This window comes from Mesorhizobium sp. YL-MeA3-2017, assembly GCF_030814575.1.
GTDB classification, from domain to species: domain Bacteria; phylum Pseudomonadota; class Alphaproteobacteria; order Rhizobiales; family Rhizobiaceae; genus Mesorhizobium; species Mesorhizobium terrae.
On sequence record NZ_JAUSVH010000001.1, the window covers coordinates 4,977,371 to 5,004,102 of the forward strand.

The 26,732-nt window shown below is 63.2% G+C and carries 27 protein-coding genes and 2 tRNA genes; 17 read left to right on the plus strand and 12 right to left on the minus strand.

Features of this window, described 5'->3' with window-relative positions; genetic code table 11:
* On the minus strand, positions 1-462 hold the full coding sequence (gene rplM / locus QFZ88_RS23415; RefSeq protein ID WP_024923851.1) for a 50S ribosomal protein L13: 462 nt from the start codon (positions 460-462) through the stop codon (positions 1-3).
* A gap of 219 nt (positions 463-681) precedes the next feature.
* Positions 682-1,110 (minus strand): winged helix-turn-helix transcriptional regulator, encoded by a 429-nt coding sequence (locus tag QFZ88_RS23420; protein WP_024923850.1) that lies wholly within the window; start codon positions 1,108-1,110, stop codon positions 682-684.
* A 155-nt stretch (positions 1,111-1,265) separates the two neighbouring features.
* Between QFZ88_RS23420 and QFZ88_RS23425 the strand changes: the two genes are divergently transcribed.
* Positions 1,266-2,123: an NAD(P)H-binding protein gene (locus QFZ88_RS23425; RefSeq protein ID WP_024923849.1), complete on the plus strand. Its 858-nt coding sequence runs from the start codon at positions 1,266-1,268 to the stop codon at positions 2,121-2,123.
* Positions 2,124-2,245: 122 nt separating this feature from the next.
* On the opposite strand, the gene QFZ88_RS23430 is transcribed toward QFZ88_RS23425, so the two are convergent.
* Positions 2,246-2,686 carry a PaaI family thioesterase gene (locus tag QFZ88_RS23430; protein WP_024923848.1) on the minus strand — a complete coding sequence of 147 codons (441 nt, stop codon included), beginning with the start codon at positions 2,684-2,686 and terminating at the stop codon, positions 2,246-2,248.
* A 168-nt stretch (positions 2,687-2,854) separates the two neighbouring features.
* Here QFZ88_RS23430 and QFZ88_RS23435 point away from each other — a divergent pair, with 168 nt between their 5' ends.
* From QFZ88_RS23435 to QFZ88_RS23455, 5 genes are all read left to right on the plus strand, one after another.
* A complete protein-coding gene (locus QFZ88_RS23435) occupies positions 2,855-3,673 on the plus strand; it encodes an enoyl-CoA hydratase (protein ID WP_024923847.1) in 819 nt (272 codons plus the stop codon).
* Positions 3,674-3,728: 55 nt separating this feature from the next.
* On the plus strand, positions 3,729-4,493 hold the full coding sequence (locus tag QFZ88_RS23440; protein ID WP_024923846.1) for a GNAT family N-acetyltransferase: 765 nt from the start codon (positions 3,729-3,731) through the stop codon (positions 4,491-4,493).
* Positions 4,490-5,011 carry a CoA-binding protein gene (locus QFZ88_RS23445; RefSeq protein ID WP_024923845.1) on the plus strand — a complete coding sequence of 174 codons (522 nt, stop codon included), beginning with the start codon at positions 4,490-4,492 and terminating at the stop codon, positions 5,009-5,011. The genes QFZ88_RS23440 and QFZ88_RS23445 overlap by 4 nt, the downstream gene beginning before the upstream one ends.
* A gap of 146 nt (positions 5,012-5,157) precedes the next feature.
* A complete protein-coding gene (locus tag QFZ88_RS23450; protein ID WP_024923844.1) occupies positions 5,158-6,441 on the plus strand; it encodes an O-acetylhomoserine aminocarboxypropyltransferase in 1,284 nt (427 codons plus the stop codon).
* 44 nt (positions 6,442-6,485) lie between these two features.
* Positions 6,486-6,836 carry a cupin domain-containing protein gene (locus QFZ88_RS23455; RefSeq protein ID WP_024923843.1) on the plus strand — a complete coding sequence of 117 codons (351 nt, stop codon included), beginning with the start codon at positions 6,486-6,488 and terminating at the stop codon, positions 6,834-6,836.
* Between the two features lie 104 nt (positions 6,837-6,940).
* On the opposite strand, the gene QFZ88_RS23460 is transcribed toward QFZ88_RS23455, so the two are convergent.
* Together QFZ88_RS23460 and QFZ88_RS23465 are read right to left on the minus strand one after the other, a co-directional pair.
* On the minus strand, positions 6,941-7,996 hold the full coding sequence (locus QFZ88_RS23460) for a DMT family transporter (protein ID WP_024923842.1): 1,056 nt from the start codon (positions 7,994-7,996) through the stop codon (positions 6,941-6,943).
* Between the two features lie 313 nt (positions 7,997-8,309).
* Entirely contained in the window at positions 8,310-9,122 is an 813-nt protein-coding gene (locus tag QFZ88_RS23465) for a methyltransferase domain-containing protein (protein ID WP_024923841.1), read from the minus strand.
* Between the two features lie 292 nt (positions 9,123-9,414).
* Here QFZ88_RS23465 and QFZ88_RS23470 point away from each other — a divergent pair, with 292 nt between their 5' ends.
* Positions 9,415-10,290: a metallophosphoesterase gene (locus QFZ88_RS23470; RefSeq protein WP_051504864.1), complete on the plus strand. Its 876-nt coding sequence runs from the start codon at positions 9,415-9,417 to the stop codon at positions 10,288-10,290.
* A 55-nt stretch (positions 10,291-10,345) separates the two neighbouring features.
* On the opposite strand, the gene QFZ88_RS23475 is transcribed toward QFZ88_RS23470, so the two are convergent.
* The gene (locus tag QFZ88_RS23475; protein WP_024923839.1) at positions 10,346-11,593 is read right to left on the minus strand and encodes a cytochrome P450; all 1,248 of its coding nucleotides are present in this window, start codon (positions 11,591-11,593) and stop codon (positions 10,346-10,348) included.
* A gap of 10 nt (positions 11,594-11,603) precedes the next feature.
* Positions 11,604-11,942 carry a barstar family protein gene (locus tag QFZ88_RS23480; protein ID WP_024923838.1) on the minus strand — a complete coding sequence of 113 codons (339 nt, stop codon included), beginning with the start codon at positions 11,940-11,942 and terminating at the stop codon, positions 11,604-11,606.
* A gap of 59 nt (positions 11,943-12,001) precedes the next feature.
* Between QFZ88_RS23480 and QFZ88_RS23485 the strand changes: the two genes are divergently transcribed.
* From QFZ88_RS23485 to QFZ88_RS23505, 5 genes are all read left to right on the plus strand, one after another.
* Positions 12,002-13,105, plus strand: a complete 1,104-nt coding sequence (locus tag QFZ88_RS23485; RefSeq protein ID WP_024923837.1) for an NAD(P)/FAD-dependent oxidoreductase — start codon at positions 12,002-12,004, stop codon at positions 13,103-13,105.
* Between the two features lie 277 nt (positions 13,106-13,382).
* Positions 13,383-13,712, plus strand: a complete 330-nt coding sequence (locus QFZ88_RS23490) for a PadR family transcriptional regulator (protein WP_024923836.1) — start codon at positions 13,383-13,385, stop codon at positions 13,710-13,712.
* A gap of 2 nt (positions 13,713-13,714) precedes the next feature.
* Positions 13,715-14,092, plus strand: a complete 378-nt coding sequence (locus QFZ88_RS23495; protein WP_024923835.1) for a DUF1048 domain-containing protein — start codon at positions 13,715-13,717, stop codon at positions 14,090-14,092.
* The gene (locus QFZ88_RS23500) at positions 14,089-14,898 is read left to right on the plus strand and encodes an ABC transporter ATP-binding protein (protein ID WP_024923834.1); all 810 of its coding nucleotides are present in this window, start codon (positions 14,089-14,091) and stop codon (positions 14,896-14,898) included. Before QFZ88_RS23495 ends, QFZ88_RS23500 begins: the two co-directional genes overlap by 4 nt.
* A 9-nt stretch (positions 14,899-14,907) precedes the next feature.
* A complete protein-coding gene (locus QFZ88_RS23505) occupies positions 14,908-15,669 on the plus strand; it encodes an ABC transporter permease (RefSeq protein WP_024923833.1) in 762 nt (253 codons plus the stop codon).
* A 150-nt stretch (positions 15,670-15,819) separates the two neighbouring features.
* Here QFZ88_RS23505 and QFZ88_RS23510 read toward each other — a convergent pair whose 3' ends face one another.
* On the minus strand, positions 15,820-16,410 hold the full coding sequence (locus tag QFZ88_RS23510) for a hypothetical protein (RefSeq protein WP_024923832.1): 591 nt from the start codon (positions 16,408-16,410) through the stop codon (positions 15,820-15,822).
* A gap of 241 nt (positions 16,411-16,651) precedes the next feature.
* Between QFZ88_RS23510 and clpP the strand changes: the two genes are divergently transcribed.
* The 4 genes from clpP (at position 16,652) to hupB (ending at position 22,005) form a co-directional block, all read left to right on the plus strand.
* The gene (clpP, locus tag QFZ88_RS23515; protein ID WP_024923831.1) at positions 16,652-17,281 is read left to right on the plus strand and encodes an ATP-dependent Clp endopeptidase proteolytic subunit ClpP; all 630 of its coding nucleotides are present in this window, start codon (positions 16,652-16,654) and stop codon (positions 17,279-17,281) included.
* A gap of 302 nt (positions 17,282-17,583) precedes the next feature.
* Positions 17,584-18,858, plus strand: coding sequence for an ATP-dependent Clp protease ATP-binding subunit ClpX (gene clpX, locus QFZ88_RS23520; protein WP_024923830.1), 1,275 nt, complete (start codon positions 17,584-17,586; stop codon positions 18,856-18,858).
* Positions 18,859-19,128: 270 nt separating this feature from the next.
* On the plus strand, positions 19,129-21,537 hold the full coding sequence (gene lon, locus QFZ88_RS23525) for an endopeptidase La (protein ID WP_024923829.1): 2,409 nt from the start codon (positions 19,129-19,131) through the stop codon (positions 21,535-21,537).
* Positions 21,538-21,732: 195 nt separating this feature from the next.
* On the plus strand, positions 21,733-22,005 hold the full coding sequence (gene hupB, locus QFZ88_RS23530) for a DNA-binding protein HupB (protein ID WP_024923828.1): 273 nt from the start codon (positions 21,733-21,735) through the stop codon (positions 22,003-22,005).
* A 334-nt stretch (positions 22,006-22,339) separates the two neighbouring features.
* On the opposite strand, the gene QFZ88_RS23535 is transcribed toward hupB, so the two are convergent.
* A tRNA-Asp gene (locus QFZ88_RS23535) sits at positions 22,340-22,416 on the minus strand.
* A gap of 217 nt (positions 22,417-22,633) precedes the next feature.
* On the opposite strand from QFZ88_RS23535, the gene QFZ88_RS23540 reads away from it, so the two are divergent.
* Positions 22,634-22,709 (plus strand) — tRNA-Val (locus QFZ88_RS23540).
* A 139-nt stretch (positions 22,710-22,848) separates the two neighbouring features.
* On the opposite strand, the gene QFZ88_RS23545 is transcribed toward QFZ88_RS23540, so the two are convergent.
* From QFZ88_RS23545 to QFZ88_RS23555, 3 genes are all read right to left on the minus strand, one after another.
* Positions 22,849-23,892, minus strand: a complete 1,044-nt coding sequence (locus tag QFZ88_RS23545) for an ABC transporter permease (RefSeq protein ID WP_024923827.1) — start codon at positions 23,890-23,892, stop codon at positions 22,849-22,851.
* A gap of 30 nt (positions 23,893-23,922) precedes the next feature.
* Positions 23,923-25,461, minus strand: coding sequence for a sugar ABC transporter ATP-binding protein (locus QFZ88_RS23550; RefSeq protein WP_024923826.1), 1,539 nt, complete (start codon positions 25,459-25,461; stop codon positions 23,923-23,925).
* A gap of 95 nt (positions 25,462-25,556) precedes the next feature.
* Positions 25,557-26,492, minus strand: coding sequence for a sugar ABC transporter substrate-binding protein (locus QFZ88_RS23555; RefSeq protein WP_024923825.1), 936 nt, complete (start codon positions 26,490-26,492; stop codon positions 25,557-25,559).
* Positions 26,493-26,732: the final 240 nt, after the last annotated feature.

Consider the following 26,732-nt stretch of genomic DNA (forward strand, 5'->3'; position numbering starts at 1 on the left):
TCAAGCCCTCTTGTTCTTGGCGTTCAGCGCGCCGACGTCGAGCGTCACAGGCTGCTGGGCGGTGTGCGGATGCTCGGCGCCAGCATAGACGCGGAGGTTCTTCATCTGGCGACGGCCGAGCGGGCCGCGCGGGATCATGCGTTCAACCGCCTTCTCGACGACGCGCTCCGGGAAACGGCCTTCGAGCAGCTGGCGCGCGGTGCGCTCCTTGATGCCGCCGGGGTGGCCGGTGTGCCAGTAGTAGACCTTGTCGGTGTACTTCTTGCCGGTGAACGCGACCTTGTCGGCGTTGATGATGATGACGTTGTCGCCATCGTCGACATGGGGCGTGAAGGTGGGCTTGTTCTTGCCGCGGAGGATGTTGGCGACGATGGAGGCGAGACGGCCGACGACGAGACCCTCGGCATCGATCAGCACCCACTTCTTCACCACGTCCGCAGGCTTCTGCGAAAAGGTTGCCATGGTTACATGCTTTCGTTTGGGACCTTCAAAAGAAGGCGTTTCTTGTTGCTTTTATTGGCAAGAGGCCGGAGCCCTTGGTCAATAACAAAACGGCGGCCTTTACGGGCCGCTGCTTTGGATGGGCTTATAGGGGAGGGTGACGCCCCCGTCAAGGCGCGAAAAGTGGCCATCGCGCCGAAAATTCATTCAAAAACAGCATGTTATGAAAAAGGTATTATTTTACCTCATCCCGGCGGGCTGGATGAGCCCGCGTTTGGCACCATTGGCCGTGACCGCATTGTCGGCGCAGGCGCAATCTCGGTCGAAGCGATCCTGCGCCGCCAGCACCGCATCGATGTTGGCTTCGGCCCATTCCGTGATGGTGGAGAGCTTCTCCGAAAGCGTCCTGCCAAGCGGGGTGATCGAATACTCCACCGTCACCGGCACTGTGGGGAAGACCTCACGTAGGATCAGCCCGTCGCGGCCGAGCCGTTTCAGCGTCTGCGACAGCACCTTGGTCGAGATGCCCTCGACGTCGCGCCGCAACTGGTTGAAGCGCACCGGCTCCCGCGAGATCTTCCACAACACAAGTGCCGTCCATTTGTCGGCGATGTGGTCGAGCAGGAGCCTTGTCGGGCAATTCTCGGCATAGACATCGTATTTGCGCATCGGGCATCCCTTGAAGGCGATTTCCTGCTGGTAACCTGCATACCGGCGGCGGCACCTTGTAACCGCGAAGTGCTCTCTTTTTACCCAGCTATCCAGTCGCTAACAAGCTTCCGTTTGAAACCCACTTTCCAAAAGAAAGCGTCAAGGAGCTTGATATGTCCAAAGGAAAAATCCTGGTTCTGGCTGCCACCGGCAATGTCGGCGCGCCGCTGGTGGCCGAACTCCTCGGCAAGGGCGAGAAGGTCAAGGCAGCGAGCCGCAGCGCCACGCCTGCTCTGTCCGCCGGTGCCGAAGCTGTGCGGCTGGACCTCAGCGACCCGCGCGGCCTGGAGCCGGCGCTGGAAGGCGTCGACCGCATCTATGCGGTGTCGCCGACCGGTTATCTCGACCAGGTCGGCCTGCTCGGCCCCGTCGTCGAAGCAGCCGCCACGCGCAACATCAAGGTCGTGTTGCAGACGGCGATCGGTGTCGATGCCTCGGACGCCATCCCGTTCCGGCAGCTGGAATTGCGGCTCGAACGCTCCGGCGCGCCGTTCGTCATTCTGCGGCCCAACTGGTTCAGCGACAATTTCGCGACCTATTGGGCGGCTGGCGTCCAGGCCGGCGAAATCCGCGTTCCCGCCGGCGAGGGCAAGACGAGCTTCATCGATGCCCGCGACATCGCCGCCGCCGCCGCCGGCGCGCTGACCAGCGACCGGCACGACGGCAAAGCCTTCGCGCTCACCGGTTCCAAGGCCTACGGTTATGTCGAGGCGGCCGCGCTGTTGTCGAACGCGCTCGGACGCACGATCCAATACCGTTCCGTCGACGACCGCACCTTCGTCGCGGATACCGTCCGCAACGGGTTGTCGCAGGGCTATGCCGAGCTTCTGGCCGCGATCTTTCATCCCGTCGCCGAGGGCTGGGTCGCCGCCGTCACCGACTCCGTCGAGCTTCTGTCCGGCAAAAAGCCGCGTTCGCTGGAGGATTCGATCGGCGCTATCGCGGGAAGGCTTCAGGCTCGAGCGGCGTGACGAGGTAGTGCCGGCCTAGGCGGAGGGGCGCTACGTCTGATTGGAGAAGCGTCGTGCCCCTCGGTCGCCTTTGGCGACACCTCTCTCGAAATCGGGGGAGGTCTACGGCGTGAAAGCCTCGCTCAGCGCTTCGGCGGGATCGAATAGGTGCCGGTCGCGTGCGCGATCGTGTGGCCGCCGGCGACGATATCGATGTCGTAGACCATCAGGTTCTTGCCGAGCTTCAGGATACGGCAATGGCCGTCGATCGGCCCGGCCTCGGCCTTGCGCATGAAGTTGATGTTGAGATTGGTGGTGACGGACAGCGCGTCCGGCCCGGCATGCGAGAGCACGCAGACATAACCGCCGATGTCGGCCAGCGTGAACAGGCAGGGGCCGGACACCGTGCCGCCGGGGCGCAGGTGTCTTTCGTCGGCGTTGAGCCTGACCGTGCAGCCGCCGGGAAAGACGTCGACCGCCTCATAGGCCTGAAGGTCGTTGTTGAGTTGCGGATAGACTGATTTCAGCAATGCATTGACCTCTTGCGCCGTCAGCACTGGCTTCAGATTGTCCTGCTTCGGCATGGCATGGTCCGTTTGCTGTCGTGGCGCATGGGTGGCTATTCGGCGCCTGTTATGATCTTGCAGGGGTGAGAAAGCACGGCGGAAGCCTTTCCTTCAACCGGCAGCGTGCTAGTTCTTTTGTTCCATGGTGGCCGTCGCCGCCGACTGAATGAATTGCGGAGATCACGCGTGGCCGAAATCGTCGCCATCAAGACCGAGCCTGCCGGGCCCGTGTTTGCCGAACAGGCCAATGGCATCGCAAGGCTGACGCTGGCGAGCCCGCCGGCCAATGCGCTGTCGCTTTCGGTGATGGCCGCCCTGCAGGCCGAGCTCGACCGGCTGCGCGACGATCGTTCCGTGCGTGTCATCATCCTGGCCGCCTCGGGCAAGGTGTTCTGCGCCGGGCATGATCTCAAGGAACTCACCGCGCATCGCGGCGAAGCCGACCGGGGCAGGGCGTTTTTCGAAAAGACCTTCGCCGCCTGCTCGGCGCTGATGCAGACTATCGTGCATCATCCGAAGCCCGTGATCGCGGCGGTCGACGGGTTGGCCACCGCCGCCGGCCTGCAACTGGTCGCAAGCTGCGACCTGGCGATAGCCTCGCACGAGGCGACCTTCTGCACGCCGGGCGTCAACATCGGCCTGTTCTGCTCGACGCCGATGGTGGCGCTGTCGCGCAACGTCTCGCGCAAGCAGGCGATGGAAATGCTTTTAACCGGCGAGACCATCGATGCCACCACCGCCAAGGATTTCGGTCTCGTCAACCGCATCGTGCCGCGCGAATACTTGAATCAGGTCGTGACCAAATACGCGCAAACCATTGCTTCGAAATCGCCTTTGACCATCCAAACCGGCAAGGAAGCCTTCTACCGTCAGGCGGAAATGGGGCTTTCAGACGCCTATGCCTATGCTGGCCGCGTGATGGTGGACAACATGCTGGCGCGCGATGCGGAAGAAGGCATCAGCGCCTTCATCGGCAAGCGGCAGCCGGAGTGGAAGGGCGAGTGAAGCGGCCGGCTGTGGCCGTGTCGTTCGTTTCGCATCTCCTGGCGACTTGTCCCGCATGAAAAACAGCCCCGTCCTCGATATCCGGCCCAACACCGTCTGGCATGTCGAGGAGGCGTGCCGGCAGGCATGGCCGGCGGCGGTCGAGCAACTTGCCGACGGCTGGCTGCTCAGGCGTTCGGGCGGCGGCATCCGGCGCACTAATTCAGCCAACCCGCTTGCCGGCGAGCGCCATTGCGATGCCGGTCTGATCGACCGCGTCGAGACCTTCTATCGCGGCTTTCGCCAAATGCCGGTGTTTCGCCTCACCGATTTCACCCGCGAGATTTCCACCGAGCTCGACCGGCGCGGCTACACCATCGAGGCCAGCACGCGCACGCTGCTTGCCTTGCTGGCCGGCCAATCCGCGCTGGATGCCGAGGCTACTGTCGTGACCACGGAGCCGACCGAAAGCTGGTTCGACCTGCGCGACCGGCTGGCCAAGGACCCGCTGATTTTCCGCGACATGGTGGCATCGATCGGCCTGCCCAAGGCCTTCGCTTCATCGCGCGCCGGCGGGCGCACCGCCTCCATCGCCTATGGCGTACTCTGCCATGGCATGCTGGTGGTCGAATCGGTCGCCACTCATCCCGATCATCGCGGCAAGGGGCTCGCCAGGCGCACGGTCGGCGCGCTGATGAACTGGGCGCAAGGCGCCGGCGCCGACAAGGCCTGCCTGCAGGTTGTGGCCGACAACCATCCGGCTCTTGCGGTTTACCGGGCGTTGGGCTTCAACACCGAACTCTACAGCTATCACTACCGCTTCGCACCGGATGCAGCATGAAACACGATACCTATGACAACGCCTACATCGCCGGCATCCTGAATTCGGTGAAGACCATCGCCATGGTCGGCGCCTCGGCCAACGACGTGCGGCCGAGCTGGTTCGTGCTGAAATACATGCTGGCCAAGGGTTTTTCGGTGTTCCCGATCAATCCCGGCCATGCCGGCAAGGAAATCCTCGGCCGTTTGACCTATGCCAGGCTGGCCGACATCCCCGAGCCGATCGACATGGTCGACATTTTCCGCGCCCCTGCGGCGGTGCCCGGCATCGTCGACGAGGTGCTGGCGCTCGACCCGCTGCCCAAGGTGATCTGGATGCAGCTTGGCGTGCGCCACGACGAGGCGGCCGCCAAGGCGGAAGCCGCCGGCATCAAGGTGGTGATGAACCGCTGCCCCAAGATCGAATATGGCCGCCTGTCCGGCGAGATCGGCTGGACCGGCGTCAATTCCGGCGTGCTGTCGTCCAAAAGGCCGATCATGCGTTCCGGGTTCCAGAGTTTCGGCGTGCGCCAGAAGTAATCCGGAACGTTTTTTCGCGGTTGCGTCGAAACGTTGGCCCGCTGTTCGAAAAATAGCGGTCCAGGGGCAAAATCTTCTTTGCTTTCAGCGCGCCGCTCGCCCAAGAATGCCCGGCGATTTTCAGGGGCTATTTCAGGAGGTTTTCGATGAGCCAGCGCGCACCCGGTTTCAACACGCTCGCGGTTCACGCCGGCGCCAAACCCGATCCGGCCACCGGCGCCCGCGCCACGCCGATCTACCAGACCACCTCCTATGTCTTCGACGATGCCGACCACGCCGCCTCGCTGTTCGGCCTGAAGGCGTTCGGCAACATCTACACCCGCATCATGAACCCGACGCAGGCGGTGCTGGAGGAGCGCGTCGCCGCACTCGAAGGCGGCACGGCCGCACTTGCCGTGGCGTCCGGCCATGCCGCGCAGTTGCTGGTGGCGCATACCTTGCTCAAGTCGGGCGAGAATTTCGTCGCCGCGCGCCGGCTTTACGGCGGTTCGATCAACCAGTTCGGCCATGCCTTCAAGAATTTCGGCTGGGAAGTGCGCTGGGGCGACACCAGCGATCTCTCGACCTTCGAAAAGCAGATCGACGAGAAGACCAAATTCATCTTCACCGAGAGCCTGGCCAACCCGAACGGCGAATTCGTCGACATCGAGGCGCTCGGCGAGCTGGCCCGCAAGCACGGCATTCCGCTCGTCGTCGACAACACGCTGGCCACGCCCTATTTGATGCGGCCGATCGAGCACGGCGCCGACATCGTCGTCCATTCGCTGACCAAGTTCATCGGCGGCCACGGCAATTCGATCGGCGGCGTCATCGTCGACGGCGGCACCTTCGACTGGTCGAAGTCCGGCAAATATCCGATGCTGTCCGAGCCGCGCCCCGAATATGGCGGGCTGGTGCTGCACGAAACCTTCGGCAATTTCGCCTTCGCCATCGCCACCCGCGTGCTTGGCCTGCGCGATTTCGGCCCGGCGATCTCGCCCTTCAACGCCTTCCTGATCCTGACCGGGCTGGAGACGCTGCCGCTCAGAATGCAGCGCCATTGCGACAACGCCGCCGCCGTCGCCGCCTGGCTGTCAAAGCATCCGAAAGTGTCCTGGGTGTCTTATCCCGGCTTGCCGACTGACAAGAACAACGCCCTACAGAAGCGCTATTCGCCGCTTGGCGCCGGTGCCGCGTTCACCTTCGGCCTCAAGGGCGGCTACGATTCCGGCGTCAAGTTCGTCGAGGGGCTGGAACTGTTCTCGCACCTCGCAAATATCGGCGACACCAAGTCGCTGGTCATCCACCCCGCCTCGACCACACACCGCCAGCTCTCCGACGAGCAGAAGGTGGCGGCCGGCGCCGGCCCGGACACGGTGCGCCTGTCGGTCGGCATCGAGAATATCGAGGACATCATCGCCGATCTCGAACAGGCGCTCGCCAAAGCCTGATTGGCATGGCACAGAAGGCTCCGGATCAGACCGGAGCCTTTTTCATGACCGAGCCGAAATTCCTCTCCGTTTCCGTCGACGGCGTCGAGCCCGAACATGGTGCGCCGGCGCCCGACCGGCTGGTCTCGGGCGATCCGAAATTCCGCACCTGGAATGCCGAGGAGCGCGATGGCGGCCTTTACGCCGGCATCTGGGAATCGACCCCCGGCAAATGGCGCATCGTGTATGACGAGTGGGAGTTCTGCCACATCCTCGCCGGCGTCTCGGTGATCGCGGAAGAGGGCGGCGAGGCGCGCACCGTGCGTGCCGGCGACAGTTTCGTTCTGAGACCCGGCTTCAAGGGAAGCTGGGAAGTGCTTGAAACGACTCGCAAGGAATACGTGATCAAGCTCTGATCGCCGCTGCCTATCCGGGCACTCGCCCGGATAGCCTGAAGAAGGTGTGCGGCCTCACCAGCCCGCCCGGATTGGCTACATGGGCGTCAAGAACGGCCATGTCGTCATGGAGATCGCCACCTTGAGGCGAAGGTGTCCCACCGTCCGTGCCGATGTCTTGCCTGCTCATCGATTTCGCCCGCCTGTTCATGGCTTATGCCAAGATCGTCGAGTTGGTGGTCGTCGAGCATTGAGAGCGGTCTTTCTTGTTGCGGGTCGCGCCGATCCGCTTCCGTGCCGGGCGCGTCATAGTTCCGCCGCAGCACGATGATGGCCGCTCCGACGATCATGACTGCTCCGCACCACTGCGGCGGGCTCAGCCGTTCGCCGAGCAAGACAAACGCTCCGATGATCCCGAACACCGGAATGAGGTTGAAGAAGCTGCCGGCGATGCTTGCCGGCATTGAACGCAACGCCCGCAGATAGAGCCAATAGGCGGCGGCGTAATAAAGCAGCCCGGAGACGATGATCGTAGCAATGTCCGATATTGGGATTGTCGCAACGGGTGGCATTTGCGCCGATCGCAGTTCGATCGGCCAGATCGCCAGCATCCAGCCGAAAGCTACCGTCTGTTGCAAGGCGACGGTAAACAACGGATCGGCGTCGATGTTGCGCGCCAGCACCGTGTAGATCGCGCAGCACCATACACCGGCAAGGATGAGGACGACGCCGATATCGGTCGAAAGCGTCGAGCCGCTGGCGACCAGCCCGCTGACCAGGAGCACGCCGATGGTGGCGGCCGCGACCAGCATGGCGAGCTGGCGGTCGACCGGCTCCTTCAGAAAGGTCCAGGCGAGACCGAGGATCAGGATCGGCTCGAACGCCCACAGCAGCGTCGTCACGCTGGCGCTCGTGCTTGTCAGGCCGAACATGCTGAACGTATAGGCCCAGTCGGGATTGAGCAGTCCGAGCAATGCGATCGGCAACAGCAACCGTTGCGGCGGAACCGGCGCGCCGGTCGCGCCGACCGCCAGCCACAGGGCGACGACGCTCGGGGCAAGCTGGAACACAAGAACGGTGACGGGTGGAAACGAGGAAAGCAGGGTTTTGCTGAGGATCGTCCCGAGCGCCCAGCACAGGCACGCTCCGACGATCGCCACGCGTGGCGACAGTGATGGCATGGTAGCCCTCATGAGAAGGTTGAAACGACGGCGATGCGGGAATGCCGACGACTATGCGTCGTCGTCGCACCGATCGTAGGAAGGCCTTCTCTGAGGACGACTGCTCACCGGTTAGCTGACCTTGAACATCCGTTGGTCGCTGATTGCCTTTTGCTTATACCACATCGCGCCGCGGGCGAACATCGAGGTCGCCGTCGCGCGATCCGTGCAGCCTAGGCTGGGAGCAGAGGGGCTGCGATGACGATTGCCGTGCTGGCGCCGGAGCAGGCCACAAGCCACTTGCCGGCACTTGTCGAGATGCCGATCGCTGCACCTATCCCGGCACCCGCCCGGACAGCCTGAAGAAGGTGTGCGAGGTCACCAGCACGTCCGGATTGGCCACATGGGCATCGAGCACGGCCATGTCGTTTTCCAGATCGTCGCTTGCGACAAAACCCTGGTCGACCATCCTGTCGCGCACATTGGTGATGAATTGGTGCAGCATCGGTCGGCGATCGTGACCGGGCGGATAGACATGGTAGACGGCGTCGACATGGATGTCGCGGACGCCAGCTTCGCGGAACAGGCGGTGCGTGCGGCGGCCAACGAACAGGTCGATGCCTTGCGCGGCCGAATAAGCGATGTAGGCGTTGAGCAGCCGATCCCAGGCCGGCAGCGGCGGGTCGCAGAAATGGGCGACGAAATCGGCCTCGAAACTGGCGATCCAGCCGCCGGGCCGCACCAGCGCCACCATTTCGTTCACGATGCGCTGTGGCTCCGGCACGTTGACCAGCACCAGCCGCATATGCGCGCCGTCGAAGGAGCCGCGTTCCAGCCCGGTATCGTAGGCGTCGCCCTCGCGCACTTCCACTTGGGATAATGCATGGTCGGCCACGAAGCGCCGCGCCATCTCGACGAAATGCGGGCTGCGTTCGAGGCCGAGCACCCGTCCGGTCGGGCCGACCCGCTTGCCGAGCAGATGTAGCACGCCGCCCGGACCGCAGCCGAGATCGATGACGCATTCGCCCGGCCTGATGCCGATGCGCTCGAACTGGGCATCGGAATCGGGCGCCAGATTGGCGATCTGCCGTTTCAGCCTGGCTTCCTCGGCCGGGCCGCGGCCGAGCAGATATTTGTCCTGCCGCATGGTGCACGCTCCCCCTCATCGAGACGTACGGCGATGCGAAACTATGCCTGCGAAAAGGCGAGGATAGCACGGAACCGCCACGCTGGCGCAGGGAACTTCGCGCAGCGCTTGTGAACGTGGGGGAGCAGCCCGAGGACTGCGCCGTCAGGCCGGTTTCGGGAAATTCGCGCGGCTCCGTCACCGCGCTGTCATGGCCGCGCGGTAGCCCCAGCCTGTTTTTTCAACAAGCAAGGAGGCTCCAATGCCGACCCGCCGCAACATCCTCCAGGCAGGTGCTGCTACCGCGCTGCTGATGCCCTTCGCGGGCTTCACCGTCTCCCAGGCCGCCGCGCAGAACGGCCCGCTTTTCCGCTTCGGCATCGTTGCCGACCCGCAATACGCGCCGGTGGTGCCGAACCTGAAGCTCAACCGCTATTATTCCAACAGCCTGTGGAAGCTTTCCGAGGCGATAGAGGCCTTCAACAAGGAGGACCTGCAGTTCGTCGCCACGCTTGGCGACATCATCGACCGGCATTGGGAGAGCTACAACCATATCCTGCCGCTCTACGACAAGCTGAGGCACGAGCACTTCTTCCTGCTCGGCAACCATGATTTCGATATCGCCGCCGAATATCTGACCTCCGTCACCCGAACCGTCGGCATGGAGAAGGCCTATTACGACTTCACCGGCGGCGGTTACCGTTTCATCGTGCTGGACGGCAACGACGTCAGCCTGTTCGCACCGCCGAAGGACGACCCGCGCCGCGACATCGCCGCCAAGCGGCTGGAGGAGTTGACCGCCAAGGGCGCCGTCAACGCGCAGACATGGAACGGCTCGCTCGGCGATGCACAGTTCGCCTGGCTGGGCGAAACGATGAAGAAGGCGCAGCTCGCCGGCGAAAAAGTGATCGTCATGGGCCACTACCCGGTGTTCCCGGTGAACGAACACAATATGTGGGATTCGGAGCGGGTCGTGGAGTTGCTGACCGGCTTCGACAATTTCGTCGCCTATTTCAACGGCCACAACCACGCCGGCAACTATGGCGAGGTCAAGGGCAAGCATTTCCTCAACTTCAAGGGCATGGTCGATACCCCGGCCGAAACAGCCTATTCGGTGGTCGAAGTCTATGCAGACAAGATCGAGGTTCGTGGCCTCGGCCGCGAGCAGAGCCGCACGCTCAAGATCTGAGCGGTCTGATCCGCTGGCAAAACCCGATCCGCGCCATGCGGGTCGGGTTTTTCTTTCACCGCTGGACCGAAAGTTTTTCCAGCCCGTGGAAGTGATAGGTGTCGCGGAACTGCGGCTTCTCGGCAAAGCTCAGCGTCGGCAGGCGCTCGAACAGCGTCTTCAGCGAAACCTGCAATTCCAGCCGCGCCAGTGGCGCGCCGATGCAGAAATGGATGCCGGCGCCGAAGGACACGTTCTTCTGGTCGCCGCGCCCCGGAGTGAAGGCGTCGGGCTCCGCGAAGGCCGACGGGTCGCGATTGGCCATGCCAAGCAGCAGGCCGACCTGCTCGCCGGGCTTCACCGTCACACCGGGCACCACCTCGATCTCCTGATAGGCGTAGCGCGTGAACATGTGCAGCGGCGCGTCATAACGCAGGCATTCCTCCACCGTGGCGGCGGTCGCTTCGGGCGAGGTGAAGAAGCGAGACGGGTCGCCGCCCTGGGAAAGGATCGAGCGCACCGCATTGCCGGTCTGGTGCACGGTCGCCTCGTGGCCGGCATTGAGCAGGAGGATCGTCGAGGAGACCAGTTCGTCCTCGCTCAGCTTCTGGCCGTCCTCCTGCGCCGAGATCAGCAGCGACAGAAGATCGTCGCCCGGCTGCTTGCGCCGCTCGGTGACATAGCCGCGCAGGAAGTCGGAAAATTCGCGCGTGGCGCGGTTGGCTCTGTCCTCGGTCTCGCGGGTGCGGCCGTGCATGTACATGGCCACCATATCGTGCGACCAGTCGAGCAACTGCGGCCCCATCTCCACCGGAACGCCGAGCATTTCGGCGATGATGGTGATCGGCAGCGGCGCGGCATAGGCAGGCAGAAGGTCGACCGGCTTGCCCGGCTCGAAACGGTCGATCAGTTCGTTGGCGAGTACCTCGACGCGTGGCCGCAGCCGCTCCACCTGGCGCGAGACGAAGGCGCGGTTGACCAGCGTGCGCAGCCTGGTGTGTACCGGCGGTTCCAGCTCCAGCATCGAGTTCGCCTCGATGGCGTCGAAGTCTGTGAGGTGGCTGCGGTCCTGGTCGAGGCCGCGACTGTCGGGAATGCCGGCCGGGTTCTGCCGGCCGAAGCGGCGGTCGCGCAGCAGGCCGTTCACCGTGTCGTAGCCGCCCAGGCACCAGAAGCCGAATTCCTTCCAGAAAAAGGCCGGGCTCTCGGCATGCAGCCAGGCATAGGCCGCATAGGGGTTCTGCACGAAGGCCGGCTCATGCGGGTCGAGGCTCAGATGCCGGGTGGCGGGGTCGAAGGAGAGATAGGCTGGCTTGCTCGGCATATGTCGGGTCTCAGGCTGCGAAGGAAAGGCTCAGGATGGCGGCGGCACCCGCCTCGATGCGTCGCCAGTTCACGAAGGCCGCACTTTCGCAGAGTGCCGCGAGCAAATCCGGCCGTCGGCGTTTCAGCGCCTCGGCCTCGCTCAAATGAATGACGACGATGCCGCCTTCTTCCACATGGATGGCGGAAAGGCCAGCGCCGGGTTCGTCCAGATGCGACATGCAATCGATCCAGGCATCCCAATTGCGGCCGTAAAAAGCCGGAAAGCCAAAGGTTTGCGCGAAACGATCATGCAGATCGGCGGTGTCATTGATCTGCGAACAGTCGACGCGGACGAGGCGATGTTGCAAGACATGCTCCTGAGTGGCGAAATGATCAGACTTTCCCGCACAAGGGGGCACGTGCCAACATGAATGTCATCGTCGTCGGCGCCGGTATTGCCGGTCTCTCCACGGCCTGGTCGCTGATCAAGGCGGGCTACGGCGTAACCATTCTGGAGCAGGGGCCGATCCCCAATCCGCTCGCCGCCTCCGGCGATCATCACCGCATCATCCGCCGCGCCTATCGTGCCGGCACCGGCTATGGCCAGCTGATCAGCGAGGCCTATGCGGTGTGGGAGGAGTTGTGGAGCGATCTTGGCGAGAACCATCTCGACCAGCGCGGTTTCCTGTGTGTGTCGCGCGAGCCGGGCGACGAGGCCGAGGAATACCGGGAAGGCATGGAGGCGGGCGGCTGGCCGATCGAGCTCATGGACCCGGCGGCCGCGGTCAAGCGCTGGCCGTTCCTTGAGGCCGGCACCTTCCGCTACGCCTATTTCTCGCCGGACGGCGGCGCACTGCATTGCCGCAGGATCGCGGCGGGGCTGGCCCGGTGGCTGCGCTCCCATGGCGCCGACGTGCGCGAGAACTGCAAGGTGACGGCGGTCGATGCCGAGGCCGGCCGGGTCACGCTTGCCAGTGGCGAAACCCTGCATGCCGGCCGGGTGGTGGTCACCGCCGGCGCCTGGGTGCTGAAACTGTTTCCCGAGCTCGGCACCGAACTCAAGACCTATCGCACCGCGCTCGCTTATGTCGATCCGCCGGCGGACCTGAAGGCCGCCTGGGAGGCCGCTCCGGTCATCCTCGATATCGGCGGCAAGACCGACGGCTACATGATCCCGCCGACACGCGGCACCGGCATGAAGTTCGGCTCCGGCCTGCACAAGGTGCCGACGAGCGACGCCGACTGGAACCGCGTGCCGGTGCCGGGAGAGGGCGAGCAGATCCGCGACCTGTTTTCGCCGCCCATCGCCCGCATCGACGAGTATCGCGTCACCGAGGTGGTGACCTGCGCCTACACCTTCACCGCCGATGAAAAGTTCCTGGCCCGCGAAAAGGGCCATTGCCTGATCGTCTCGCCCTGTTCCGGCCACGGCTACAAATTCGGCGCCGCCGTCGGGCGGCGGGTGGCGCGGTCGGTTGACGACGGCGACATTGCCGGGCTCAAGCGCTGGCTGCGCGCCGAATTGGCGTAACGTGCACGCCGGGGGCGTGTCGATCGCCGCGTAGGCGGCGCCTGCGCGGCACCGCCAACCCAAATCCTGAAATCGAATCTGTGAACGCTGGTCCTCTGGGGGCGGCGCGCAGCCGCATGCGCCGGCCGTGCGGTCGCTGCGCCAGCCATGGCGCAACCCGTTGGCGGCCGGCCTGACCACGCGCCGCCCCGCGGACGAATTTTGTCCCGTTGACATTGCTATTCATTGACACTAAGTACCAGTAGTCAGTAACGCTTAGTAGGTAGGAAAGAGGCGCATGGGCAAGCAGATGACGGAAATGCTCAAGGGCACGCTGGAGGGTATCGTTCTCGCGATCCTGTCGATGCAGGCCGCGTATGGCTACGAGATCACGGCGCGGCTGCGCGAGCAGGGTTTCACCGACATCGCCGAAGGCACCGTCTACGCGCTGCTCGTCAGGATCGAGCAGCGCGGCCTCGTCGATGTGGAAAAGGTCCCCTCGGAGAAGGGCCCGCCACGCAAGGTCTACACCCTCAACGCGCAGGGGCGGGACTATCTCGACGAATTCTGGAGGACCTGGGGCTTCCTCACCGAACGGCTCGAACAGCTCAACACGGAAAGGAAATAGACATGGCCAAAGGATGGCTCGAACTGATCGCGGGGTCGCTCGAAGAAAAGAAGCGATACCGCCAATACAAGGCGCGCACGCAACAGCTTCCCGCCAATTACCGCGAGGCGGTCGAGGCGATCGACCGGTACCTGATGTATTTCGGCGGGATTACGAAAGGGGATGTGCTGGTGAAGATGACGGAGGATCTCATCGATCTCTTCGAGCAAAGTGCCGCGATCGGAACCCCGATCCGCGCGATCGTCGGCGAAGACCCGGTGGAATTCGTCGAGACGTTTCTCGAGAATTACGCGGATGGCCGCTGGATCAACAAGGAGCGGAAGCGGCTGATCGACACCATCGATCGCGTTGCTGGAAAACCGGAAGGGGCTGTTCAATGATGGCTCATCAGGCACAGGCGATCCGCGTGCGGGGCCTGGAGAAGTCGTACGAGGCACTGCATGTGCTGCGCGGCGTCGACTTCGACGTGGCGCGGGGCAGCATCTTTGCCCTGCTCGGCTCGAACGGGGCAGGCAAGACCACGGTGGTCAAGATACTGTCCACGCTTATCAAGGCCGACGCCGGCGCGGGCAGCGTCAACGGCTTCGATGTCGCCACGCAGGCGCAGAGCGTGCGGGAGACCGTCAGTCTCACCGGCCAGTTCGCGGCCGTCGATGAAATCCTCAGCGGGCGCGAGAACCTCATCCTGGTCGCCCGGCTGCGGCACCTCGACGATCCGGACAAGGTCGCCGACGACCTGCTCCAGCGTTTTTCGCTGACCGAGGCGGCGGCGCGCAAAGTGTCGACCTATTCCGGCGGCATGCGCCGGCGCCTCGACATCGCCATGAGCCTCATCGGCAACCCGCCGGTGATCTTCCTCGACGAGCCGACGACCGGGCTCGATCCGCAGGCGCGCCTCGAAGTGTGGCAGGCGGTCAGGGAACTCGCATCGCAGGGCACAACGGTGCTTTTGACGACGCAGTATCTGGATGAGGCCGAACAGCTCGCCGACCGCATCGCCATCCTGCACAAGGGCCGGATCATCGTGAACGGCACGCTGGCCGAGCTCAAGCAGCTGCTGCCGGCCACCACGATCGAATATGTCGAGAAACAGCCGACGCTGGAGGAGGTCTTCCTTGCCGTTATCGGCAACGACGATGCCGCCGGCAATGACAACGCGGCGGCCAACAGCCGCAGGGATAACTGAGGAACGACGATGACCACGCACTTTTTCGGCGATACTGCCGTCCTCTTGGGACGCTCGCTACGCCACATCGCCCGCAGCCCCGACACCATCATCACGACCACGATCATGCCGGTCGCCTTCATGCTGTTGTTCGTCTACGTCTTCGGCGGCGCCATCAATACCGGGGCGGCTTCCTATGTGAACTACCAGTTGCCCGGCATCCTGCTCATCACTATCGCCTCGGGCATCGCCTACACCGCGTTTCGGCTCTTCGTGGACATGAAAAGCGGCATCTTCGAGCGGTTCCAGTCGATGCCGATCGCCCGTTCGTCGGTGCTGTGGGCGCATGTGCTGACCTCGCTGGTCGCCAATCTGATCTCGCTTGGCGTCGTCCTACTGGTCGCTCTCATCATGGGTTTCCGCTCGGGAGCGGGCGTAGCGGCATGGCTTGGCGTCGCCGGCATCCTGATCCTGTTCACCCTGGCGCTGACCTGGGTCGCGGTGATCGCCGGTCTCTCGGCAAAATCCATCGACGGCGCCACCGGGTTTTCCTACCCACTCATCTTCCTGCCGATGCTGAGTTCGGCCTTCGTGCCGACACACACGATGCCCGGCCCGGTGCGCGCCTTCGCCGAGAACCAGCCGGTGACGGCTATCGTCAACGCCATTCGCGGCCTGTTCGCCGGGCAACCGGTCGGCGCCGACATCTGGGTTGCACTAGCCTGGTGTATCGGCATCCTCGTCGTCGCCTACGCTTTCGCCATGGCCACCTATCGCCGCAAGATCGCGTAGTCGCGGGTAGTATTGGGGCGGCGCGGACATTGAATGATGCTCCCGCCTGCGAAGATCTTCCTGCAAGACCTGCGACCGCCAGGACGAAAGCCGCCAACGGAAAAAAGCCGGGTCAGCGACCCGGCTCTTCCATCTCTATGACAAAACCGCTCAGTACTGGCAGTGGTTGCGAATGTGCACCCGGCGCCAGCCGGCCTCGCCTTCGGAGACCATCACCCTGCGCGCGACGCGCTGGTAGGTCGGCGGCACTTCCAGCACGCGCTGGGTTTCCTCCTGCACCACCACCTGTTCGGTCTGGTAGCCATATTCGGCGGGGATGACGACGCGGCGGCGGGCCTCCGGCTGGACGACGACCCTTTCGGCCACTTGCTCGTAGCGCGGCTTGTATTGGACCTTGCACAGCACCCGGCGGCCGTTGATGACGCGCCATTCCCAGCCATAACCGCCGTCGGAGACCTGGACGGTGCGGTAGCGGGTCTCAACCACGGCCGGCACCACTTCGTAGGTGACGCGCGCGGGGCGGATCATCACTTCGCGCTGGCGGGTTCCATAGATGGCGGGCGTCCGCACCACGCGGCTGTAGCCGGGGCTGACCTGGACCTCGCCGTAGACAGTGTCGTAGACCGGCTGCGTCCTGTACGGCTCGTAGCACTCGATCGCGCGGCCGCCGGCCACGGTTTCGGAGGCGGTACCGAGCACGATCAGTGCGGACACGGCCAGCGAAAGCTGCTTCTTCAACATATGCCACCCCTTTTTACGCGTACTGACGCCGCTCGCTGCAACTTTAGCGAAAGGCGAAGGCCGGAAAAGCGAATTCTTTAAAATTCGTTAACGCCGGCGCCGCCCGCGAAAATGCGCTGGCCGGATGGCTAGGCCGACCGGTCTTGCGCTAAGGTGAGGCGGCATCCTATTTACGGACACGACAGTCAGCATCGATTCCGCGCGTCCGCCGCGGAAATCCCATCCAGGCAAGGGACCATTTATGAAGAGCCCACTCGAAACCTACATGAACCTCGTTCCGATGGTGGTCGAGCAGACCAATCGCGGCGAGCGGGCCTACGACATCTTCTCGCGGCTCCTGAAGGAGCGCATCATCTTCATCACCGGCCCGGTCGAAGACGGCATGGCGACGCTGGTGTGCGCGCAGCTTCTGTTCCTCGAAGCCGAGAACCCGAAGAAAGAGATCAACCTCTACATCAACTCGCCGGGCGGCGTGGTGACTTCCGGCATGGCCATCTACGACACCATGCAGTTCATCAAGCCGGCGGTATCGACGCTGTGCATCGGCCAGGCGGCCTCGATGGGCTCGCTGCTTCTGTGCGCCGGCCACAAGGACATGCGTTTCGCCACGCCGAACGCCCGGATCATGGTTCACCAGCCTTCCGGCGGCTTCCAGGGCCAGGCCTCCGATATCGAGCGCCACGCCCAGGACATCATCAAGCTGAAGCGCCGCCTCAACGAGGTCTACGTCAAGCACACCGGCAAGGACTACGAGACGATCGAGAAGACGCTCGACCGCGATCATTTCATGACCGCCGACGAAGCCCGGGATTTCGGCCTCATCGACAAGGTCATCGAAAGCCGCGATCCGGTCGAGGCTTCCGCAGCCTGAAACCGAAGACGTTAAAATGGCAGTTGCTGGCCGCAGACCACGCTTTTGGTGTGGTTTGCGGCATTTCGGCCACAATTGGCTGTTTCCTCGACTGCGGCGATTGCCTACGTTAAGGCTATGTTGATTTTCGGCGGCTTAGCTTTCAGCGGGGTTGCAGGAATCATTGCCACGTTTTCTGATTTGTGTTTCGTACGGAATGCGTTGCAGGAGCCAGACCACTGGCCGGCGCGGAATCCCGCGATAGATAATTAGGTGTGCCATACGCCAAAGCATCGGCGGGTGCCCATGAAAGGACTGGGACGATGAGTAAGGTCAGCAACAGCGGCGGTGATTCCAAGAACACCCTCTATTGCTCCTTCTGCGGCAAGAGCCAGCACGAAGTGCGCAAGCTGATCGCCGGCCCGACGGTGTTCATCTGCGACGAATGCGTCGAACTGTGCATGGACATCATCCGCGAGGAGAACAAGACCTCGATGGTGAAGTCGCGCGAAGGCGTGCCGACACCGCAGGAAATCCTCAAGGTTCTGGACGACTACGTCATCGGCCAGCCCTACGCCAAGCGCGTGCTGTCGGTGGCGGTCCACAATCACTACAAGCGCCTGGCGCATGCCGGCAAGAACAACGACGTCGAACTGGCGAAGTCGAACATCCTTTTGATCGGCCCGACCGGCTGCGGCAAGACGCTGCTCGCCCAAACGCTGGCCCGCATCATCGACGTGCCCTTCACCATGGCCGACGCCACGACGCTCACCGAAGCCGGTTATGTCGGCGAGGACGTCGAAAACATCATCCTGAAGCTGCTGCAGTCGGCCGACTACAATGTCGAGCGCGCCCAGCGCGGCATCGTCTACATCGACGAAATCGACAAGATTTCGCGCAAGTCGGACAACCCCTCGATCACCCGCGACGTGTCGGGCGAGGGCGTGCAGCAGGCGCTTCTGAAGATCATGGAAGGCACCGTTGCTTCCGTGCCGCCGCAGGGCGGCCGCAAGCACCCGCAGCAGGAGTTCCTGCAGGTCGACACCGCCAATATCCTGTTCATCTGCGGCGGCGCCTTCGCCGGCCTGGACAAGATCATCTCCGACCGCGGCCGCAAGACTTCGATCGGCTTCGGCGCGACGGTTGCCTCGCCGGAAGATCGCCGCACCGGTGATCTGTTCCGCCAGGTCGAGCCCGAGGATCTGCTGAAATTCGGCCTGATCCCGGAATTCGTCGGCCGTCTGCCGGTTCTGGCGACGCTTGAGGACCTCGATGAACCTGCTCTGATACAGATCCTGACCGAGCCGAAGAACGCGCTGGTCAAGCAGTATCAGCGGCTGTTCGAGATGGAGAATGTGGACCTGACCTTCCACGAGAACGCACTGTCGGCTATCGCCAAGCGCGCCATCGAGCGCAAGACCGGCGCGCGCGGCCTGCGCTCCATCATGGAAGCGATCCTGCTCGACACCATGTTCGAGCTGCCGGCGCTGGAAGGCGTTCGCGAAGTCGTGATTTCGGAAGAGGTCGTCTCGGGCAACGCCCGGCCGCTCTACATCTATTCCGAACAGAAGGAAAAGAAGGGCAACGTCAGCGCCTGACGTGCCTTCCTCCAGGGTTGGAACGGCGCCGAAAGGCGCCGTTTTCGTTTCCTGGATGCGGGCTTGGCGAAAGGCCATGCCTAGCACTAAAGGCAGGTGCCGGCGGACCTTGATCTTTGCCGGCGCCGCATCCACTTAATCAGCGAAGGCCAAGGGCCGAATTCTGTGCTGCAAAACTCCCGTCACAATCGGTGGTAGGCGGAATGACCCGCGGTCGTTAATATGAGATTCGCGATTGGCTAAGGGCGGTCGCGAAGGAAAGGTTGGACAATGGCCAAAATATCCAAGGCTCCCGGCGACGGCGCCTTTGCGGTTCTTCCACTGCGCGACATTGTGGTGTTTCCACATATGATCGTTCCGCTCTTCGTCGGGCGTGAAAAATCGATCAAGGCGCTGGAAGAGGTGATGGGCCAGGAAAAGCAGATCCTGCTTGCCACCCAGATGAATGCCGCCGACGATGATCCCGAAGCCGATGCGATCTACGACATCGGTACGCTCGCCAACGTCTTGCAGCTCCTGAAGCTCCCCGACGGCACCGTGAAGGTGCTGGTGGAGGGCGTGGCGCGTGCCAAGATCGTGTCGTTCACCGACCGCACCGATTACCACGAGGCCAAAGCCAGCGTTCTGGCCGAGCCCGAGGAGGAAGAGGTCGAGGTCGAAGCGCTGGCGCGTTCCGTGGTTTCGGACTTCGAGAACTACGTCAAGCTGAACAAGAAGATCTCGCCCGAGGTGGTCGGCGCGGCCAGCCAGATCGACGACTATTCCAAGCTCGCCGACACGGTTGCCTCGCATCTCGCCATCAAGATCCCCGAGAAGCAGGAAATGCTCGCCACGCTGTCCGTCAAGGAACGGCTGGAAAAGGCGATGGGCTTCATGGAAGCCGAAATCTCCGTCCTGCAGGTGGAGAAGCGCATCCGCTCGCGTGTAAAACGCCAGATGGAGAAGACGCAGCGCGAGTACTACCTCAACGAGCAGATGAAGGCGATCCAGAAGGAACTCGGCGAAGGCGAGGACGGCCGCGACGAGGCCGCCGAGATCGAGGCGCGCATCAAGAAGACGAAGCTGACCAAGGAGGCCCGCGAGAAGGCGGAAGCCGAGTTGAAGAAGCTGAGGACCATGTCGCCGATGTCGGCGGAGTCCACCGTCGTGCGCAATTATCTGGACTGGCTGCTGTCGATCCCGTGGGGCAAGAACTCCAAGGTGAAGCAGGATTTGAGCTTTGCTCAGGAAGTGCTCGACACCGACCATTTCGGCCTCGACAAGGTCAAGGACCGCATCGTCGAGTACTTGGCCGTGCAGAGCCGCCAGAAGAAGCTGAAGGGGCCGATCCTGTGCCTCGTCGGCCCTCCCGGCGTCGGCAAGACCTCGCTCGGCAAGTCGATTGCCAAGGCGACGGGTCGCGAGTTCATCCGCATGGCGCTCGGCGGCGTGCGTGACGAAGCCGAGATCCGCGGTCACCGCCGCACCTATATCGGCTCGATGCCCGGCAAGGTCATCCAGTCGATGAAAAAGGCGAAGAAGTCCAACCCGCTCTTCCTGCTCGACGAGATCGACAAGATGGGCCAGGACTTCCGTGGCGATCCGTCGTCGGCGCTGCTCGAGGTGCTCGATCCGGAACAGAACGCAACGTTCATGGACCACTATCTGGAGGTCGAATACGACCTTTCGAGCGTGATGTTCGTGACGACGGCGAACACGTTGAACATCCCTGCGCCCTTGATGGACCGCATGGAGATCATCCGCATCGCCGGCTACACCGAGGACGAGAAGGTCGAGATAGCCAAGCGGCACCTGATGCCGAAGGTGGTGCGCGACCACGCGCTGCAGCCGAAGGAGTTCTCGGTTTCCGAGGACGCCATCCGTGCCGTGATCCAGACTTACACCCGTGAAGCGGGCGTGCGCAGCCTTGAGCGCGAGCTGATGAAGCTCGGCCGCAAGGCGGTGACCGAGATCCTGAAGACCAAGAAGAAGTCGGTGAAGATCACCGCCGTCAACTTGGCTGATTATCTCGGCGTCGAGCGCTACCGCTTCGGCCGTGCCGAATCCGACGATCAGGTCGGCGTCGTCACCGGCCTGGCCTGGACCGAGGTTGGCGGCGAGCTGTTGACGGTGGAAGGCGTCATGATGCCCGGCAAGGGCCGCATGACGGTGACCGGCAACCTGCGCGACGTGATGAAGGAATCGATCTCTGCGGCGGCATCCTATGTTCGCTCGCGGGCGCTCGATTTCGGCGTCGAGCCGCCGCTGTTCGACAAGCGCGACATCCACGTGCATCTGCCCGAGGGTGCCACGCCGAAGGACGGTCCGTCGGCCGGTGCTGCCATGGCCACCGCCATCGTGTCGATCCTGACCGGCATCCCGGTCCGGGCCGATGTGGCGATGACCGGCGAGATCACGCTGCGTGGACGCATCCTGCCGATTGGCGGCCTCAAGGAGAAGCTGCTGGCGGCACTGCGCGGCGGCATCAAGAAGGTGCTGATCCCGGAAGAGAACGCCAAGGATCTGGCGGAGATTCCGGACAATGTGAAGAACGGAATGGAGATCATTCCGGTCAGCAGAGTGGGTGAAGTGCTGCGGCACGCGCTGGTCAGGATGCCGGAACCGATCGAATGGGTCGAGCCCGTCAACACGCCGGCGAGCACCGATGCCGACGATGCCGGAAAGTCGCTGGCTCATTAACAGCGGCCAAGAGTGCGACGCACAAACGGAAAGCCGGGCCTTTGAGCCCGGCTTTCTTGTGAAAAAGCCCGGTTTTCCGGGCTTTTTTCGTCTTTTTGTCGGTCTTGCGGCTTGGTTGTGGGAACGCTTCTTTCTAAAGTCCAATCCCTGCCGGATGAGTCGCAAGTTCCGGTTTTCTCATGGAAGGGAATTTTTATGAACAAGAACGAACTGGTGTCCGCTGTCGCCGATGCCGCGAAGATCTCTAAGGGTGACGCGCAGTCGGCGGTGGATGCGGTGTTCTCCGTAATCACCGGCGAGTTGAAGAATGGTGGCGATGTCCGTCTGGTCGGCTTCGGCAATTTCTCGGTCTCGAAGCGCGCTGCCTCGACCGGCCGCAACCCCCAGACCGGTGCTGAAGTGAAGATCCCGGCGCGTACGGTGCCGAAGTTCACGGCTGGCAAGGGCCTGAAGGACGCCGTCAACTAAGACGTCCCATTGTTCAGAAATGCGAAAAGCCGGGCCTTGAGCCCGGCTTTTTTGTTGTCTGGTTGGTGCGCCGGCGCCATCGCCAAAAGGCTTGGCAATGGCTTCGGGCGCGCTGCGGCCGTGAGCGATGCGAAGGCGGGGAAGGGCGCGTGCAAGCGCCTGACGGGGCTGTGAGGCAACTGGATCGGTTGCTATCGCTATCCGTGTCTCGGCAATGCGTGTGGGAAGATCGATATCGCACAACCTGGCGCGCAGGTTAGCGGCGTGGCTGCAAAACCGCTTACGCGGCCGCGTTGCCCCGTTCCTTGCAAACAATGGCTTGGAGGAGAGAAAATGGCGCGAGTGACGGGGCTCGAACCCGCGACCTCCGGCGTGACAGGCCGGCACTCTAACCGACTGAGCTACACCCGCGCACTGGACGAATTCGGCTGGCCGCGTTCGTCGTTGGCGGCTGGATACGGGGTTCACCGGCAGGTGTCAAGCGGCGCGCCGTGGCTAATTGCAGTTCATGCGAAGGTTTTTTGACAGCATGCAGAAAAGCCGCGGAAGGACGGGTGGGGCGTCTCATCCACGCCGTCATTTGGCCTTGCGCAGCGCACGCTAACTGCTTAAAGGTCCGCCCCGGAGCGGGCGATTAGCTCAGTTGGTAGAGCGCTTCGTTTACACCGAAGATGTCGGCGGTTCGAGCCCGTCATCGCCCACCAGTTCCTTCATCAAGCCGATCCGGTCTAGCCATCGTTGAGTTGCGCGCCAACCATGCTCGGCGCGCTCGCACTTGCCCGTGGCCATGAAAAAGCCGCGCCGGAGGCCGGCACGGCTGGCAGTTGGCTCGGGAGGAGCGGCTCAGGCTTTTTTGCGCCGGTTCTGGCGTTGCTGGTCGATGACGACGGCGGCAACGATGATGATGCCCTTGATGATCTCCTGGTAGTAGGCGCCGACCTTGAGGAAGGTGAAGCCGGAGGTCAGCACGCCCAGGATGATGGTGCCGATCACCGTGCCGGAGATGCGCCCGACGCCGCCCGACAGCGAGGTGCCGCCGATGACCGCCGCCGCGATGGCGTCGAGTTCATAGGCGACGCCCATATTGGGCTGGCCGGAGGCGGCGCGCGCCGCCGTCACCACGCCGGCGAGACCGGAAAGCAGGCCGGCGATGGCATAGACCTTGACCAGGTGGTTGCCGATGTTGATGCCGGACACCCGCGCTGCCTGCTGGTTGGCGCCAATGGCGTAGGTGAACTTGCCGTAGCGCGTGTAGCCGAGCGCGATGTGGAAGATCAGCGCCACCAAAAGGAAGATGATGACCGGCAGCGGCAGCGGGAAGCCGAACACCTCGAAGCTCTTGCCGAACCAGGTGAATTTGTCGCTGAGGAGCGCCACCGGCTGGCCCATCGTGTACCATTTGGCGATGCCACGCGCCGACACCATCATGCCGAGCGTGGCGATGAAGGGCGGTATCTTGGTCTTGGCGATGATGAAGCCGTTGATCCAGCCCGCCAACAGGCCGACGCCGAGGCCGGCCAGGATGGCGAAGATCGGCGAGATGTCGGTGAGGGAAGGGTAGACGGCACGCGGATTGGCGGCCGTCTGCGCCAGGCTGGCGGCCACCATGGCGACCAGGCCGACGACCGATCCCGACGACAGGTCGACGCCACCGGTGATGATGACTTGCGTCACGCCCACCGAGATGATGCCGATGACCGACACCTGCAGGATGATGATCGACAGGCGCTGCTTGTTCATCAGGAAGCTGTCGCCGACCAGGATCCAGCCAAGGATCTCGAACACCAGCGCGATGCCGATCAGGACGGCAAGAATGGAAACCTCGGGCGGCAGGCGCTTCTTCGATCCTATGATGCTCGCAGGCCCTGCAACGTCATTCGTAGTCATGTTCGTCTCCACCCCAAACGGGCGGCGCGCTCAATGCGACGCCAGCTCCATGATCTTGACTTGGTTGGCTTCTTCCCTGTCGAGGAAGCCGGTGACCCGGCCCTCGTGCACCACCATGATGCGGTCGCTCATGCCGAGCACCTCGGGCATCTCCGACGAGATCATGATGACGGCGACGCCTTCGCCGGCGAGCTTCGAGATCAGGCGGTGAATCTCGGCCTTGGCGCCGACATCGATGCCGCGCGTCGGCTCGTCGAGGATGAGGATCTTCGGCTTGGTCAGCAGCCAGCGGCCGATCAGCACCTTCTGCTGGTTGCCGCCGGAGAGGTTGTTGATCGGCTCCGCCATATCGGGCGTCTTGACGCGCAGCGCGTTGCTGACCTCGACCGAAGCCTTGGAGAGCTGTTTCTGGCGCACGAAGCCGCCCTTGACATAGCCCGACTGCAACACCGCGATCTGGGTGTTTTCCTGGATGTCGAGCAGAAGGAAACAGCCGGTATCCTTGCGGTCCTCGGTCAGGAAGGCCATGCCGTGGCGCATGGCGGTCGCCGGGCTGTCGACGCGCACCGTCTTGCCGAACAATTCGATGGTGCCGGCATCGGCGGGCGTCACGCCAAAAATGGTCTCGGCGATGTTGGAGCGCCCCGAACCGACCAGGCCGGCGATGCCGAGAATCTCGCCGGCACGCACCTCGAAGGAGACGTCGGCGAACACGCCCTTCAGCGCCAGCCCCTTCGCCGACAGCACGACGTCGCCGATCGGCACCGTCTCCTTGGGAAACATCTGGGTGATCTCGCGGCCGACCATCATGCGGATGATGTCGTCGCGCGTCACCTCGGTGGAAAATTTGGTCGCGATGTATTTGCCGTCGCGGAACACCGAGAACTCGTCGGCGATTTCGAACAGCTCGTTCATCTTGTGGGTGATGTAGATGATGCCTTTGCCCTGCTCGCGCAGGCTGCGGATGATCTTGAACAGGTGATCCACCTCGCGCTCGGTGAGCGCGGAGGTCGGCTCGTCCATGATCAGCACGTCGGATTCGTAGGAAACCGCCTTGGCGATCTCGACCATCTGCCGGTTGGCGACGCTGAGCGAGCCGACCCTGACGTCAGGGCCGATGTCGATGTTGAGCCGCCGGAACAGTTCCATCGTCTTGCGGCGCATCTGGCCATGGTCGACGAAGCCGAAACGGTTGGTCGGTTCGCGGCGGATCCAGATGTTTTCGGCCACCGTCATCGGCGCCATCAGGTTCAGTTCCTGATGGATCATGGCGATGCCGTTCTCCAGCGCGTCCAGCGGGCCTTTCAGCCGGATGTCGCGGCCGTGGAATTTGAAGGTGCCGGAATCGGGCGTGTAGATGCCGGCGATGATCTTCATCAGCGTCGACTTTCCGGCGCCGTTCTCGCCCATCAGGGCGTGGACGCTGCCCGGGCGCAGGCGGAACTGTACATTGTCGAGTGCCAGCACGCCGGGGAATTCCTTGCGCACATTCTCGACCTCGAGAAGATAGCCGCTTGCGGGCGCAGCGCTGCTGTCGTGCGCGGCTGCCGCCGTTGCATGGCTCTGCATACCGATCAGTCCTCCCGGATCAGGTTCAGGCACTTGTCCGTCGATGGAAAAGATGCGCCGCCGCTCCTCCGGCGGCGCATCCCTGTTGCCTGCCGTCAGTTCTTGGCGGCGTACTTGTCCATGTTGGTCGGGGTCACCAGCTCGAACGGCACCCAGACCGGCGACTGCACCTTCTCGCCCTTGGCAAGCTTCATGGCCGTGCCGACGGCGCCGCTGCCCTGGGCAGCCGCGTTCTGGAAGACGGTGACGTCGAGGTCGCCGGCCTTCATATAGGCAAGCGCTTCCTGGGTGGCGTCGACGCCGCCCACGATCACGTCTTTCATGTTCCAGCCCGCCGCCTTCATGGCGTTGATGGCGCCGATGGCCATGTTGTCGTTGTTGGAGATGACGGCGTCCGGCTTGTGGCCGGCGGCGATCCAGTTGGTCATCAGGTCCTGCGCCTTGACCGGATCCCAGCCGGCGGTCTGCTCGTCGATGACCTTGATGAAGGAACAATCCGGCGTCGCGATCACATCATGCACGTCCTTGGTGCGCATGACGGCCGCCTGGTTGGCGAGGTCGCCCTGCATGACCAGGATGCCGGCCTCCTTCTTGCCGGCTTCCTTCAGCTGGCGGCAGATTTCCTTGGTCTCCAGCGTGCCGGAATCGACTTCGTTCGAACCGACGAACGCGGCCTTGTCGCCCAGCTTGTCGGTGTCGATCGGCTGGCGGTTGACATAGACGATCGGGATGCCGGCGTCGTGGGCGAGCTTGGTCATCGGCGCGGTGGCCGAGGTGTCGACCGGATTGACGATGACGGCGTCGACCTTGGCCGCGATGAAGTTCTGCACCTGGCTGAGCTGCTTGTTGACGTCGTCGTCGGCGATTTCGACCTGCACCGGCTGCTTGGCGTCGGCCGCCGCCTTCTCGATGCCCTTGCGCAGGACGGTCAGGAAGGTGTCCGAATTGGCCATCGAGACGCCGATGTCACCGGCGAATGCCGAGCCGGTCATCAGCGCGGCGAATGCCGCACCCAGAATAAAAGTCTTCATGTCTCTTCTCCTCCACGATTGGTGTCCGGTGGCACCTGAATGATCCGGATAACTGCCCCGGAAAGGGGAACTGCATGCGCCGCCGTCCGCACCGTTCACTTGCGGACTGACAGGTAAACGATGGGGAGGCTGGCCTCCCGAGTGTTAATTTCGGAATGATTGAGCCATTGATGGCTTCTTGTGAAATATTCATTCCATTTTGTCGCGCGCTCGTCAAGATGCAATTTGGGGTGGGGTCTC

What these genes read in the sequence shown, in the direction of transcription:
- rplM (WP_024923851.1), bottom strand. Translation starts at nt 462, where the DNA reads ATGGCAACCTTTTCGCAGAAGCCTGCGGACGTGGTGAAGAAGTGGGTG.
- QFZ88_RS23420 (WP_024923850.1), bottom strand. Translation starts at nt 1,110, where the DNA reads ATGCGCAAATACGATGTCTATGCCGAGAATTGCCCGACAAGGCTCCTG.
- QFZ88_RS23425 (WP_024923849.1), top strand. Translation starts at nt 1,266, where the DNA reads ATGTCCAAAGGAAAAATCCTGGTTCTGGCTGCCACCGGCAATGTCGGC.
- QFZ88_RS23430 (WP_024923848.1), bottom strand. Translation starts at nt 2,686, where the DNA reads ATGCCGAAGCAGGACAATCTGAAGCCAGTGCTGACGGCGCAAGAGGTC.
- QFZ88_RS23440 (WP_024923846.1), top strand. Translation starts at nt 3,729, where the DNA reads ATGAAAAACAGCCCCGTCCTCGATATCCGGCCCAACACCGTCTGGCAT.
- QFZ88_RS23445 (WP_024923845.1), top strand. Translation starts at nt 4,490, where the DNA reads ATGAAACACGATACCTATGACAACGCCTACATCGCCGGCATCCTGAAT.
- QFZ88_RS23450 (WP_024923844.1), top strand. Translation starts at nt 5,158, where the DNA reads ATGAGCCAGCGCGCACCCGGTTTCAACACGCTCGCGGTTCACGCCGGC.
- QFZ88_RS23455 (WP_024923843.1), top strand. Translation starts at nt 6,486, where the DNA reads ATGACCGAGCCGAAATTCCTCTCCGTTTCCGTCGACGGCGTCGAGCCC.
- QFZ88_RS23460 (WP_024923842.1), bottom strand. Translation starts at nt 7,996, where the DNA reads ATGCCATCACTGTCGCCACGCGTGGCGATCGTCGGAGCGTGCCTGTGC.
- QFZ88_RS23465 (WP_024923841.1), bottom strand. Translation starts at nt 9,122, where the DNA reads ATGCGGCAGGACAAATATCTGCTCGGCCGCGGCCCGGCCGAGGAAGCC.
- QFZ88_RS23470 (WP_051504864.1), top strand. Translation starts at nt 9,415, where the DNA reads ATGCCCTTCGCGGGCTTCACCGTCTCCCAGGCCGCCGCGCAGAACGGC.
- QFZ88_RS23475 (WP_024923839.1), bottom strand. Translation starts at nt 11,593, where the DNA reads ATGCCGAGCAAGCCAGCCTATCTCTCCTTCGACCCCGCCACCCGGCAT.
- QFZ88_RS23485 (WP_024923837.1), top strand. Translation starts at nt 12,002, where the DNA reads ATGAATGTCATCGTCGTCGGCGCCGGTATTGCCGGTCTCTCCACGGCC.
- QFZ88_RS23490 (WP_024923836.1), top strand. Translation starts at nt 13,383, where the DNA reads ATGGGCAAGCAGATGACGGAAATGCTCAAGGGCACGCTGGAGGGTATC.
- QFZ88_RS23495 (WP_024923835.1), top strand. Translation starts at nt 13,715, where the DNA reads ATGGCCAAAGGATGGCTCGAACTGATCGCGGGGTCGCTCGAAGAAAAG.
- QFZ88_RS23500 (WP_024923834.1), top strand. Translation starts at nt 14,089, where the DNA reads ATGATGGCTCATCAGGCACAGGCGATCCGCGTGCGGGGCCTGGAGAAG.
- QFZ88_RS23505 (WP_024923833.1), top strand. Translation starts at nt 14,908, where the DNA reads ATGACCACGCACTTTTTCGGCGATACTGCCGTCCTCTTGGGACGCTCG.
- QFZ88_RS23510 (WP_024923832.1), bottom strand. Translation starts at nt 16,410, where the DNA reads ATGTTGAAGAAGCAGCTTTCGCTGGCCGTGTCCGCACTGATCGTGCTC.
- clpP (WP_024923831.1), top strand. Translation starts at nt 16,652, where the DNA reads ATGAAGAGCCCACTCGAAACCTACATGAACCTCGTTCCGATGGTGGTC.
- clpX (WP_024923830.1), top strand. Translation starts at nt 17,584, where the DNA reads ATGAGTAAGGTCAGCAACAGCGGCGGTGATTCCAAGAACACCCTCTAT.
- lon (WP_024923829.1), top strand. Translation starts at nt 19,129, where the DNA reads ATGGCCAAAATATCCAAGGCTCCCGGCGACGGCGCCTTTGCGGTTCTT.
- hupB (WP_024923828.1), top strand. Translation starts at nt 21,733, where the DNA reads ATGAACAAGAACGAACTGGTGTCCGCTGTCGCCGATGCCGCGAAGATC.
- QFZ88_RS23545 (WP_024923827.1), bottom strand. Translation starts at nt 23,892, where the DNA reads ATGACTACGAATGACGTTGCAGGGCCTGCGAGCATCATAGGATCGAAG.
- QFZ88_RS23550 (WP_024923826.1), bottom strand. Translation starts at nt 25,461, where the DNA reads ATGCAGAGCCATGCAACGGCGGCAGCCGCGCACGACAGCAGCGCTGCG.
- QFZ88_RS23555 (WP_024923825.1), bottom strand. Translation starts at nt 26,492, where the DNA reads ATGAAGACTTTTATTCTGGGTGCGGCATTCGCCGCGCTGATGACCGGC.